The sequence below is a fragment of the Methylibium rhizosphaerae genome (assembly GCF_006386545.1).
Lineage (GTDB): Bacteria > Pseudomonadota > Gammaproteobacteria > Burkholderiales > Burkholderiaceae_C > Pseudorivibacter > Pseudorivibacter rhizosphaerae.
Genome location: NZ_SWAR01000024.1, coordinates 14,049 through 25,885 on the forward strand (window position 1 = coordinate 14,049; position 11,837 = coordinate 25,885).

General features: G+C 70.4%; 14 protein-coding genes. 6 read left to right on the forward strand and 8 right to left on the reverse strand.

Annotated elements, in window-relative coordinates; all coding sequences use genetic code 11:
- Positions 1–36: 36 nt before the first annotated feature.
- The 5 genes from E8D38_RS17245 to E8D38_RS17265 all read left to right on the forward strand — a co-directional run bounded on the left by E8D38_RS17245 (position 37) and on the right by E8D38_RS17265 (position 4,799).
- Positions 37–1,293: an ABC transporter substrate-binding protein gene (locus E8D38_RS17245; protein WP_140633666.1), complete on the forward strand. Its 1,257-nt coding sequence runs from the start codon at positions 37–39 to the stop codon at positions 1,291–1,293.
- A 160-nt stretch (positions 1,294–1,453) separates the two neighbouring features.
- Positions 1,454–2,323 (forward strand): ABC transporter permease, encoded by an 870-nt coding sequence (locus E8D38_RS17250; protein ID WP_140633669.1) that lies wholly within the window; start codon positions 1,454–1,456, stop codon positions 2,321–2,323.
- A 55-nt stretch (positions 2,324–2,378) separates the two neighbouring features.
- On the forward strand, positions 2,379–3,269 hold the full coding sequence (locus tag E8D38_RS17255) for an ABC transporter permease (protein ID WP_140633672.1): 891 nt from the start codon (positions 2,379–2,381) through the stop codon (positions 3,267–3,269).
- On the forward strand, positions 3,266–4,105 hold the full coding sequence (locus E8D38_RS17260; protein WP_140633676.1) for a GntR family transcriptional regulator: 840 nt from the start codon (positions 3,266–3,268) through the stop codon (positions 4,103–4,105). Before E8D38_RS17255 ends, E8D38_RS17260 begins: the two co-directional genes overlap by 4 nt.
- A 7-nt stretch (positions 4,106–4,112) precedes the next feature.
- Positions 4,113–4,799 carry an aspartate/glutamate racemase family protein gene (locus E8D38_RS17265; RefSeq protein ID WP_140633679.1) on the forward strand — a complete coding sequence of 229 codons (687 nt, stop codon included), beginning with the start codon at positions 4,113–4,115 and terminating at the stop codon, positions 4,797–4,799.
- Here the strand turns inward: E8D38_RS17265 and E8D38_RS17270 are convergent.
- The 3 genes from E8D38_RS17270 to E8D38_RS17280 form a co-directional block, all read right to left on the reverse strand.
- Positions 4,786–5,349: a cysteine hydrolase family protein gene (locus tag E8D38_RS17270; protein ID WP_140633682.1), complete on the reverse strand. Its 564-nt coding sequence runs from the start codon at positions 5,347–5,349 to the stop codon at positions 4,786–4,788. The two genes, E8D38_RS17265 and E8D38_RS17270, sit on opposite strands and share 14 nt — an antisense overlap.
- 19 nt (positions 5,350–5,368) lie before the next feature.
- Positions 5,369–6,193 carry an HDOD domain-containing protein gene (locus tag E8D38_RS17275; protein WP_140633685.1) on the reverse strand — a complete coding sequence of 275 codons (825 nt, stop codon included), beginning with the start codon at positions 6,191–6,193 and terminating at the stop codon, positions 5,369–5,371.
- Between the two features lie 103 nt (positions 6,194–6,296).
- Positions 6,297–6,812, reverse strand: coding sequence for a CBS domain-containing protein (locus E8D38_RS17280; protein ID WP_342779573.1), 516 nt, complete (start codon positions 6,810–6,812; stop codon positions 6,297–6,299).
- 204 nt (positions 6,813–7,016) lie between these two features.
- Between E8D38_RS17280 and E8D38_RS17285 the strand changes: the two genes are divergently transcribed.
- Entirely contained in the window at positions 7,017–8,072 is a 1,056-nt protein-coding gene (locus tag E8D38_RS17285; protein WP_140633689.1) for an RNA methyltransferase, read from the forward strand.
- Here E8D38_RS17285 and E8D38_RS17290 read toward each other — a convergent pair.
- From E8D38_RS17290 to E8D38_RS17310, 5 genes are all read right to left on the reverse strand, one after another.
- Positions 8,069–8,557, reverse strand: coding sequence for a type II toxin-antitoxin system VapC family toxin (locus tag E8D38_RS17290; RefSeq protein ID WP_219851778.1), 489 nt, complete (start codon positions 8,555–8,557; stop codon positions 8,069–8,071). The two genes, E8D38_RS17285 and E8D38_RS17290, sit on opposite strands and share 4 nt — an antisense overlap.
- Positions 8,529–8,840, reverse strand: coding sequence for a hypothetical protein (locus E8D38_RS17295; RefSeq protein ID WP_140633692.1), 312 nt, complete (start codon positions 8,838–8,840; stop codon positions 8,529–8,531). Before E8D38_RS17295 ends, E8D38_RS17290 begins: the two co-directional genes overlap by 29 nt.
- A gap of 85 nt (positions 8,841–8,925) precedes the next feature.
- Complete coding sequence (locus E8D38_RS17300; RefSeq protein WP_140633695.1) at positions 8,926–9,384, reverse strand: MaoC family dehydratase; 459 nt, start codon at positions 9,382–9,384, stop codon at positions 8,926–8,928.
- The gene (locus tag E8D38_RS17305) at positions 9,381–10,976 is read right to left on the reverse strand and encodes a thioredoxin family protein (protein ID WP_140633698.1); all 1,596 of its coding nucleotides are present in this window, start codon (positions 10,974–10,976) and stop codon (positions 9,381–9,383) included. Before E8D38_RS17305 ends, E8D38_RS17300 begins: the two co-directional genes overlap by 4 nt.
- A 51-nt stretch (positions 10,977–11,027) precedes the next feature.
- The gene (locus E8D38_RS17310; RefSeq protein ID WP_140633701.1) at positions 11,028–11,822 is read right to left on the reverse strand and encodes a hypothetical protein; all 795 of its coding nucleotides are present in this window, start codon (positions 11,820–11,822) and stop codon (positions 11,028–11,030) included.
- Between the last annotated feature and the right edge of the window lie 15 nt (positions 11,823–11,837).

The window sequence follows — 11,837 nt, forward strand, 5'->3', positions numbered from 1 at the left end:
ATCCCGATCGTTCACCCCTCAACAGGAGAGAGAGCCATGTCCGACCGTCACGACGCACAACGCCGGCTGCTGCTGCAAGGCACCGCCGGCATCCTGGCCACGGGCATCGCGCCCGCCATCCATGCGCAGGAAAAGATCGTGCTGCGCTACCTGGGCACCGCGGTGAACCAGGACAAGGCCATCGCCGACAAGTTCAAGGCCGACACCGGCATCGAGATCCAGTACGTGGCGGTGAACACCGACGACGTGACCAAGCGCGCCGTCACCGCGCCCAACTCCTTCGACCTGATCGACACCGAGTACTTCTCGCTGAAGAAGATCGTGCCCACCGGCAACCTGAAGGGCATCGACGCGAAGCGCATCAAGAACGCCGACAAGATCACGCCGCTGTTCACCCGCGGCGAGGTCGGCGGCAAGAAGGTGGGCGACCAGGGCACCGCGCCCAGGAAGGTGATGTTCCTCGAAGGCGAGAAGTCCAAGGTCTTCGCCAAGTCGCCCACGCAGTTCATGTCGCTGATCCCGACCGTCTACAACGCCGACACGCTGGGCATCCGGCCCGACCTCATCAAGCGGCCCATCGAGAGCTGGAAGGAGCTGCTGAACCCGGAGTTCAAGGGCAAGGCCGCCATCCTGAACATCCCCTCGATCGGCATCATGGACGCGGCGATGGTGGTGGAGGCGATGGGCCTGTACAAGTACCCCGACAAGGGGAACATGACGAAGAAGGAAATCGACCTCACCATCAAGACGCTCATCGAGGCCAAGAAGGCCGGCCAGTTCCGCTCGCTGTGGAAGGACTTCAACGAAAGCGTGAACCTCATGGCGTCGGGCGAGGTGGTGATCCAGTCGATGTGGTCGCCGGCGGTGACGGCGGTGCGCACCAAGGGCCTGGCCTGCACCTTCCAGCCGCTGAAGGAAGGCTATCGCGCCTGGGCTGCCGGCTTCGGCCTGCCGGCCACGCTGAGCGGCAAGAAGCTCGACGCGGCCTACGAGTTCATCAACTGGTTCCTCGACGGCTGGGCCGGCGCCTACCTCAACCGCCAGGGCTACTACAGCGCGGTGCTCGAGACGGCCAAGGCCAAGATGGAGCCGTACGAGTGGGCCTACTGGATGGAAGGCAAGCCCGCCGAGAAGGACATCAAGGCGCCGAACGGCCAGGTGCTCGAGAAGGCGGGCAAGGTGCGCGACGGCGGCTCGTACGAGCAGCGCATGGGCGGCATCGCCTGCTGGAACGCGATCATGGACGAGAACACGTACATGGTGCAGAAGTGGAACGAGTTCGTCGCAGCCTAGATGACGACACCCCGCCCCGCGGGTACGCGGGGCACCCCTCCACGAGGGGGCGGGCCTTGCTTGGGGGCGGCCCGGCGCGGCGGCCCGTCGGGTGACATCCACGACCACAGCAGATGCCTGCCCCTTACTCACACCGGAGGCTTCGAGCTTCACCACCGACATGAAGCGTGCACCACCCGCCTGGCTCCAGGCCACCCCCTTCACCGCGGTGATGCTGCTGTTCTTCATCGCCCCGCTGCTGCTCATCGCCGCGGTGAGCTTCTGGCCGCTTTCGGACTACGAGCTCATCCCCGGCTTTACCTTCCAGAACTACGCCACGCTGTTCGAAGGCTGCGCCAGCCTGCAGGACCCCTGCGTCACGCTGAAGACCTATGCCTCGACGATCAAGTTCAGCCTGGTGACCTGGGCGCTCACGCTGGTGATCGGTTTTGCCATCGCCTACTTCCTGGCCTTCCACGTGCGCTCGCTCACCGCGCAGACGGTGCTCTTCGTGGTGTGCACCATCCCGTTCTGGACCTCCAACGTGATCCGCATGATCTCGTGGGTGCCGCTGCTGGGCCGCAACGGCCTGGTGAACCAGACGCTGCAGGCCGCAGGCCTCACGAGCGAGCCCGTCGAATGGCTGCTGTTCTCAGACTTCTCGGTGGTGCTGGCCTTCGTGCACCTCTACACCATGTTCATGATCGTGCCCATCTTCAATTCGATGATGCGCATCGACCGCTCGCTCATCGAGGCCGCCACCGACGCCGGCGCGAGCGCCTGGCAGACGCTGTGGAACGTGGTGGTGCCGCTGTCGCGCACCGGCATCCTCATCGGCTCGATCTTCGTGATCACCATCGTGATGGGCGACTTCGTGACGGTGGGCGTGATGGGCGGCCAGCAGATCGCCTCGGTGGGCAAGACCATCCAGGTGCAGACCTCCTACCTGCAATTCCCGCTCGCCGCGGCCAACGCGGTGGTGCTGCTGGCGGTGGTGCTGCTCATCATCGTGGCGCTCAACCGCCTCGTCGACCTGCGCAAGGAGCTATGACCCACCCCCGTAGCGCCTGCGGCGCGGCAACAAACATGGCGTCGAGGTGCTGTCGATGAGTGAACGCCGCTCCCGCGCCTTCTGGCCGCTGGCCGCCTTCTTCGCGCTTTTCGTGCTGTTCCTCTACGGCCCGGTGCTCACCATCTTCGTGCTGAGCTTCCAGGGGCCCGAGGGCGGCCTCACCTTCCCGATGCGCGGCTGGTCGCTGCACTGGTATGCGCAGCTCATCGAAGGGCTGGGGGTGGTGGACATCTGGGCGGCGCTGCGGCGTTCGGTGGCGCTGGGCACGCTGGTGGCCACGTTCACCATCGTGCTGTCGCTGCTGGCGGGGCTCGCCTTCCGCAAGCCGGGGCTGCAGGGCTCGGCCTCGGGCTCGGCGCTGTTCTACGTCACCGTGGCCAGCCTCATCATGCCGTCGATCATCGTGTCGCTCGGCATCGCGCTGCAGTTCCGCCTCATCGACGCCGGCGTGAAGGCATTGCTCGAGGGCCTGGGCGCTGAAACGCTGCTCGAAGGCTATGCCACCGCGATGGGCCTGTACACCTCGGGCCTGGGCTCGCACCTCACCTGGACGCTGCCCTTCGGGCTGCTGATCATGTTCGCGGTGTTCAACCGCTTCAACCCGGCCTACGAGGAAGCGGCCACCGACCTGGGCGCCACGCCGTGGCAGGGCTTCCGGCATGTGGTGCTGCCGCTCATCGGCCCGTCGGTGGTGGGCGTGGGCATGTTCGGCTTCACCCTGAGCTGGGACGAGATCGCCCGTTCGTCGCAGGCCATCGGCGACGTGAACACGCTGCCGCTGGAGCTGCAGGGCCTCACCACCACCGTCACCACGCCGGCCATCTACGCGCTGGGCACCTTGACCACCGGGGTGTCGTTCGTGGTGATCGCCATCGCACTGGGCGCGGCCGCCTGGCTGCGCCGGCGCGGGAAGGCGCACCCATGAGGCGGGCCGCCGCGCCGGGCCGCCCCAAGCAAGGCCCGACCCTCCCGGAAGGTCGACTCGCCGTACGCGGCGATCGGGGTGTGGTCATCACCGATGCCGAGATCCACCAGCGCATCGTCGCCGCGGTGATGGACCACCGCCTCGCACCCGGCACGAAGCTGGTCGAAGACAAGCTGGGCCAGGCCTTCGGGGTGTCGCGCACGCGGGTGCGGCAGGTGCTGATCCGCCTGGCCAACGAACAGATCGTGACCCTGGCGCCGAACCGCGGCGCCTCGATCGCCCAGCCCAGCGTGCAGGAGTCGCGCGAGGTGTTCGAGGTGCGCCGCCTGGTCGAGCCGACGCTGCTGGCCCGGTTCATCGAACACGCGAGCGCCGGACAGCGCGCGGCCCTGGCGGCCAACATCGCCGGCGAAGAGGCGGCGCATGCCGCGGGCGACCGGCATGCGGCGATCCGCCTGTCCGGCGAATTCCACCTGCTCATCGCCGAAGGCGCGGGGCATCACACGCTGCAGCGGCTGATGCACGAGCTCGTGTCGCGCACGTCGCTCGTGCTCATGACCTACGGCGGTCCGCACGGACGTGCGCCGCTGCGCCGGCAGGGACCCTTGCGGGTGGACACGGCCTGCGGCTGCCACGATCACCGTGCGCTGCTCGCGGCCATCGAAGGGGGCCAGGCCGAAGCCGGGGCGCGGCTGATGCAGCAGCACCTCACCGCGCTCGAAGGCGACCTGCACTTCCACGGGCCCGGCGCACCGGTGGCCGACCTGGTGCAGCTGCTGTCGCCACCCGCGCTGCCGCCGCGCACGCGGCGGCGCACCGCGGCAGGCAGGGGCTGACGCCGGCATGCCGCGCCTGCTGGTGCTCAACCCCAACACGTCGGCGGCGGTGACCGCGCGGCTCATGGCCGCGGTGCGCGGCGCCCTGCCGCCCGGCGATGCGGTGCAGGTATCGGCCGCGACCGCCCGTTTCGGCGCCGCCTACATCGCGAGCGAGACGAGCTACGCGGTGGCAGCCCATGCGGTGCTCGACGCCTACGAGGCCGATGCGGCCGCCCACGGCGCGGCCGACGCGGTGCTGGTCGGCTGCTTCGGCGACCCCGGCGTGGCAGCGCTGCGCGAGGCGAGCGGGCGCCCGGTGATCGGCCTGGCCGAGGCGGCCCTGCGGGCCGCGCAGGCGCACGGCCCTTGCGTCATCGTGACCGGCGGCGCGGCCTGGGAGCCGATGCTGTGGCGCTTCGCGCGCGCCTGGCAGCTCGACGCTGCGGTGGCGGGCATCTACACCCTGCCCGACGACGGCGCAGCGCTCGCGGCGGCAGACGCGGCCGACACCGCGGCCGCGCTGCACGCGCTGGCGCAGCAGGCATTGCAGCGCCACCCGGAAGCGGCCCGTGTGGTGCTGGGCGGCGCCGGCCTGGCGGGGCTGGCAGGCGCGATGGGCAAAGGGCTTGCGGTGCCGGTGATCGACAGCGTGGCGGCCGGCGCGACGGCAGCGTTGCGATTGCTGCGGGCCGACCAGGTCAACGCTCGCTGAACACCACCTCCGCGGCCGCTGCCGTGCCGTTGCGGCGGCCCGGGTAGCTCAGCCACGTCATCGCGACGTTCAGCTCGCGCACCACGGTGTCGGCTTCGATCTTCGAGCCGTCGTCGAGCTCCATGGTGCCGGTGGTGTGCGCGTCCTTCAGCAGGGTGAGGTCGTAGCCGCGCTCCAGTGCAGCGTAGGCGGTGGCGCGGATGCACCAGTTGGTGGCCGCCCCGGCCAGCACGATGTGCGCAGCGCCCAGCCTCGCCAGCTCGGCCTCGAGGGGGGTCTCCTCGAAGGCCGAATTGAACTGCTTCTCGATGCGCACCTCCGCGTCGCCCGGCACCAGCTCGGGCACCCATTGCCACGCCGGGCTGCCGTGGGGCAGGTCGGCGTCGGCATGCTGGACCCAGATCACCGGCACGCCCGCGGCGCGGGCGCGCTCGACCGCAAGGGCCACGTTGGCCACCACGCGTGAGGCGTCCCACGCCTCCTGCACGACCCCCACCTGCACGTCCACCACCAGCAGGACGCGCCGGCTGCCCCCTCGAACCGTTGCCATGTGTGCTCCCTGTGTCGGCTCAGCCCGCGTCGGCAAGCCGCTCCATCGCCTGCGTGACCGCGTTCCGCAGTTGCGCGGGCTCCATGCCGCCGCCACGCGCCAGCGCCTCGAACGCCACGCCTTCGAGCGCCTCGGTGCCCTGCGCAGGGTTCTCCAGCTGACCGTCCACCACGGCGCCGAGCGCCAGCAGCTGGTGCACCGCCGGCGAAGCCTGCCCCGGCCAGCCGCCCGCCGGCAGCGGCCGCAGCAGCACCGCTTCGGCCACTTCGCTTGCCACCCCCCAGGCATGGCAGAGCGCGGCACCGAGCGCCGCATGGCTCACGCCGAAGGCCTCGATCTCGGCGGCCAGACGTTCCGGGCTGCCCTGCGCCGTGGTGGCCGCCAGCGCGGCATAGCGGGTGGGGTCGTGGGCATACAGCACGGCCTGCCCGCTTTCGGCGAACAGACCGGCGGTGTGGGCCAGCCAGGGGTCGATGTCGAGCTGCGCGGCGGCACGGCCCATCACCAGCCCGCGCTGGCCGGCGCGCTGCCACAGCGCGTCGAGCAGCGGCCCGGGCGGAAACGCCGCCCGCAGGCCCATCTCGAAGGTGATGGCCGAGACCTCGCGCGTGCCGAGGTAGCGCACCGCATCGCGCACGGTTTCCACGCGGCGCAGCAGGCCGAACATGGCGGTGTTGACCGCGCGCACCACCGCCGATGCCAGCGCCATGTCGCCCTCGATGAGTCCGGCGATGGCCTGGGTGTTGGCGCCTTCATCGTTCATGAGCAGCGACAGCTGCACGAGCACCTGCGGGCAGGCGGGGATGTCGGTGTCGAGCGAACGCAGCGCAGGATCGATGGGCATGGTGATGCGCATCGTACTCAACGGCCCCGCACTTGTGGGGCCGTTCTGCTCCTCCGGGTGCCGGCGGCGGGTTCCGCACCCGAAGCGGCGGGCGCCGGGGCGATCAGTGGTGGCGGCTCGCCCGCGATTCGCTGCCGCCGCTCTTCACGCTGCCCCCGTTGCGCGCACCGGTGTTGCCGGTGGTGGAACGGTCGGGCTCCGAAGGCGACGAGATGCTTTCGAGCGTGTGGCCGACCTCCTGGCCGTCCGCATGCCGCGTGGCCAGGTCGCCGAGCGACACGATGCCCACCAGCCGCTGCTGCCGGTCCACCACCGGCATGCGGCGGATCTGCACGTCGCCCATCTGCTGCATCACCTCGTCGACCTGCTGGTCCTCGAAGCACCAGCGCACCTGCTCGGTCATCACCTCCTTGATCGGCGACGCGCCGTCCATGCCGCCAGCCACGGCCCGCACCGTGATGTCCCGGTCGGTCAGCATGCCCACCAGCTTGCCGCCCTCGCAGACCGGCACCGCGCCGACATTGAGCTCGTCCATCGCCTGCGCGGCGCGCTGCAGGGTGTCCTGCGGCGACAGCACACGCACGTCACGGGTCATCACTTCGGAAATTCGTTGTCGCATGGGGGTCTCCTTCAACGGTTGGTGAGAGGTTTGCCAATCCCCCGGCGCAAACGGTGTGCCCAGCCCGTGAAGCGCTTCACGACAGGCGCAGGCGGCGCAGGCAGTCGCCGCCTGGCGACGCCGCTTGCCACGGACCTGCAACGACCGCTGCCGCAAAAAATGCCGGTGGCGACGGACAATGCGGGGCTCGAAGAGTGAGTCGTGATGCGCATCGAACAGATCCGCCAGCGCCTGCAGGCGCTCGGTGCCAAGCCCTGCCATGAGGAACGCGTGCTGCGCCAGTGGGCCAACGCCCTGCCGGCAGGCCACGGCCGGCGCGGCCGTGGCCACCTGCTGCCCGCCGAGCTGAGCGACGCGCTGCCCGCGCTCGGCGACGAGCTGGCCGCGCTGGCGCGGCTGCAGTCCGAACACCCGGGCGAGGACGGCTCGGCCCGCCTGCTGGTGGCGCTGGCCGACGGCCAGACGGTCGAGAGCGTGCTGCTGCCCCGCGACGGCCTGTGCGTGTCCACGCAGGCTGGTTGCGCGGTCGGCTGCGTGTTCTGCATGACCGGCCGCGATGGCCTGCTGCGCCAGCTCGGCAGCGCCGAGATCGTGGCGCAGGTGGTGCTGGCGCGCACGAAGCGCGCCGTGAAGAAGGTGGTGTTCATGGGCATGGGCGAGCCCTCGCACAACCTCGACAACGTGCTCGAGGCGATCGACCTGCTGGGCACGGCCGGCGGCATCGGCCACAAGAACCTGGTGTTCTCCACCGTGGGCGATGCGCGCGTGTTCGAGCGCCTGCCGCAGGGCCGGGTGAAGCCGGCTCTGGCGCTGTCGCTGCACTCCACCCGGGCCGAGCTGCGGGCCCGGCTCATGCCGCGCGCACCGCGCATCGACCCGGCCGAGCTGGTGGAGCAGGGCGAGCGTTACGCCCGAGCGACCGGCTACCCGATCCAGTACCAGTGGACGCTGCTCGAAGGCATCAACGACAGCACCGAGGAGCTCGACGGCATCGTCGCGCTGCTCAAGGGGCGCTACGCGATCATGAACATGATCCCGTACAACGCGGTGCCGGACCTGCCGTACCGGCGCCCGTCATGGGAGCGCGCGGCCGAGATGGCGCGCTACCTGCACCGCCGCGGCGTGCTGACCAAGCTGCGCCATTCGGCCGGGCAGGACGTGGAGGGCGGGTGCGGGCAGTTGCGGGCGCGGGTGCTGGCGGAAGGACACGCGGCCGGAGCGCCGGTGAAGGTGGTGGCGCTCAAGCCCGCAGGCTTCTAACCTCGTTTGCGCCGCGGCGGTGCCTTGTGCGGGCCGGCATCGAGCACGTTGCGCAGCGCCTTGCCGCGCTCGGTGCGATAGACGCCGAAGTCACGCCGATCCAGCGTCGCGATGTCGAGCACGCCCTGCGACTCGGCCAGCCAGACCAGCGTTGCATCGGCCAGGTCCATCGGCAGATCGGCGTACTTGTCCATGCGGTCGGCCAAGCCGATCAGAACCGCCGCCGGCACCTCCACGACCGTGAGCCCGCCCGAGCCCGCCCACCGAAGGAAGTTCGCCACCATGCGCTCCGGCACGAGATGGCACACCTCGGTGAGCACCGGCCATGTGCAGAGCAGTTCGCCGGTGAAACCCTCGAAGAACTCACGCACCCGTTCGTGATGGGCATCGGCTGCATCGAGCCAAGCAACCAGCGGGCCGGTATCGACCAGGAGACGGGAGGGAATACGCGCCACCTCAGCGCGCCGCAGGGCCGCGGCGGCCAACGGCCGTCCCCTGCGCAGGCGGCATCGCGTCGCGCTTCTGCCGTGCGAGCAGCCGCTCTTTCACGCGCTTCGAATGCATCTCGCCCAGGTCGCGCTCGGCGCTGCGGAAGCCGCCAATGAGCCCAAGCTGCGCGGCGAGCTCCGCCGGAGTAGGCCGATGCGACTCGGCCAGGTGCTCGATGGCCGCCTTGAGAGCACTTGTCTGGGTCAGGCCATGGCGCTCGCAATAGGCCGACAACACAGCGTCGGTGTGATCGTCGAGTCGGACGGAGATCGTTCGCATGGGCAGAACCTCGTGTATTACACGCGATAATACACACGCACCATCGAACGGGCAACCGTGCCGTCTCGGCAGCCGGCACTCGCCGCTACTGCGGCCGCCGCCGGAACATCCCCCAGCCTTCCATGCTGAGTACCGCCTCGTTGCGCTGGTTGAGGGCCTCCCAGCGCGAGCGCACGAGGCCCACGGTCGGCCGGCTGTTCATCACGCGGGCCTCGAGCACTTCCATGCGCACCGACAGCGTGTCGCCCACCAGCACCGGCTTCAGCCAGCGGATGTTCTCGAGGCCGGGAGAGCCCAGGCTCGCCGAGTCGAGCAGGTAGGCGTCGCACATCATGCGCATCACCAGCGAGCAGGTGTGCCAGCCGCTGGCGGCCAGCGCGCCGAACAGCGACTGCCGGGCCACCTCCTCGTCCAGGTGAAACGGCTGCGGGTCGAACTCGCTCGCGAAGCGCACGATCTCGTCCCGGGTGAGGGTGTGCCCGCCGAATTCATGCGCGCTGCCGACCTCGAAGTCCTCCCACCACAGCTTCGGCCCGGCACTCATGCGCTGGCCCCCTTCGCGGCGGCCTTCTCCGGCTTGAGCAACCCTTCGCAGGTGGCGCGCTGCGGGTCGCCCTTTCCGAGCTTGCGGCACAGCGCGTCGAGCTGCCCTTGCAGGCGCCTGAGGCTGGCCGCGTGGCTGCCGTCGGCATTCCAGGCCACGAGCTTGCGGCCCACCCGCTGCAGCGCCTTGGCATTGCGCTCATGGAAGGCGCCTTGCTGCTGGCCGGCTTCGGCGAACAGCTGGCCGGCGATGCGCTCGATGCGCTGCCCGTCCTGAGGCGCCAGGTCGACCAGGGCGTCGAGGTAGCTGGCGCCCCATTGCAGCCGTGTGGCCGGGCCTTCGCTCGTGTCGAAGGCCTGCCCGTACCAGCGCAGGGCTTCGTCCTTCCTGCCGAGCTTGCGGGCATTGCCGCCGAGCTGGCTCATCAGGTAGTAGGGCGAGTGGCTGCGGGCGACGCCGGCCTTCAGCAGGGCATCGGACTCGTCCCACAGGCCGGCGCGGCCGAGCAGGTAGCCGGCGGAGGTGATGACCGCCTGGCGTTCGTAGCCATCGGTGATCTCGCGGTCGGCGCGTGCCACCTGTGCCCGCACGTCGGCCAGCAAGGGCTCGGGCAGGCGGGGGTGGAGTTCCTGGCGCGGCAGCTCGATGCGCGCGAGTTCCACGCGGGCGATGCTGGCGCTCATGCGGTCGGCGCGCGACAGCGTGGCATCGGCCTCGAAACGCCGCAGCGCGGCGTCGAACGCATTGCGCAAGGCCTGGTTCGCAGCGGCGTCCGGGCTGGCCAGTGCCAGCACGAGGCGGCGGGTGTTGTTGCTCAGCACGTCCATCTGCGCACGGGCGGCCGCCGGGTCGGCCAGCAGCTGCAGCACCCGTTCACGCAAGGCCGCCTCGGGCTTGAACGCCGGCGGCTTGCCCTCTTCGCCGGCCGCCAGCGCCTTCAGCCACAGGCGGGTGGAGGTTTCCGCGTCACCGGCCGCAGCCGCGGCGGCCAGCTTCGCCAGTGCCGGCTGCAGCTCGGCCTGCGGGAGCAGCCTCTCTTCGTCGGTTTCCCAGGAATAGAAGGCGAGCAGGCGCCATTCGTTGGCGCCGATCGGCTTGCCGGCGCGGGCATCGGCCAGCACCGCCTTGACCGGCCGGCCGCCGGCCAGGCCCAGCTGCAGCAGCTCCATCACCTGGGGGGCATCCACCTCGCCGGGCAGGCGGGTGATCTCGGTGCCGGCCGGCGACATGAGCACCAGCGTCGGGTAGCCGCTCACCTTGAAGCGCGCGCCCAGCTTCTGCGCGCCGGGCTGGTCGCCGTCGACATGGATCGCGACGAAGGCGCGCGACTGCGCGATGAAGTCCTGCCGGTTGAACAGCGTGGCCTTGAGCTGGTTGCACGGCGGACACCACCTGGCGCCCCAGTACAGCAGCACCGGCTTGCGTTCGTTGCGGGCCAGCGTGAAGGCGCGCTCGATGTCGGCATCGGTTGCGGCGTTTCGCCAGGCCACGCCGGCCGAAGGCGCGGCCGCGTGCAGTGGCGGCAGCGCCGCCGTCGCGAGCAGCACCGCCAGGGTGAGGCGGCGTGCCGAGGTGAACCATGAGGTGTTCATGTTTCAGTGACGGAAGTCCACGGTGGGGCGATTGTGGGGCGGCGCAACCGGCTACAGCGCGTCGGGGTCGCCCAGCCAGCCTTGTGCCTCGTCCAGCGGCGCAGGCACCGGCGTGGCCTTGGCCAGGGCGAGCCACACGCCGAAGGGCAGGCGCATGGCCCGGCGCGGCGCGGGCCGCGCCACGTCGAGCACGGTGCCGCCGCCGGCCGCCGGCCTGGCGACCAGCACGCCGCATTCGGGCGGCACTTCGTCCGGCTCGGCAATGCCTTCGGCCAGCACGTACCAGCACTCGCTGCACAGGTCGAGGTAGGCCGCGCGCTTGGCGGCATTGCGCAGGTCGCTCTGCAGGTCGGCGCGGCGCACCTTGACCTCATGCACGATGGGGCAGCAGTAGTCCTCGACGGTGGTGTTGCGGATCGAGTAGACGTCGGGCATGGCCATCACCCAGCGATGCGGCCGGCCACCGTCCGGCGGCGGAGCGCCTTCGGGATCGAGCGGCAGCACGGCGGGTGCCGCCTCGGCCTGAGCCTGCTCGATGCGGGCGCGCAGGCTCAGGCCGCGCCAGGCGATGCGCCCGGCCCGCTGCATCTCGAGCGCCACGCGGGCCACCAGCGCCTCATGGGCGCTCAAGGCACTCCGATTGCTCTGCAGGGTGTGCGCCAGCACCTGCACGCCGCTGTCGCTGACCCGCAGGCGCTCGCGGCCATCGGGGTCCTGCACGCGTTGCAGCAGGCCAGCGGCCAGCAGGTCGATCTCGATCAGGTCCTGGCAGGGCCAGCCGGCGGAGCGCCAGATCTCCCGCAAGCGACGGCGGTGTGAAATCGGCAACTGGAACGGGGCATCCATGGCTGCACTGTAGCG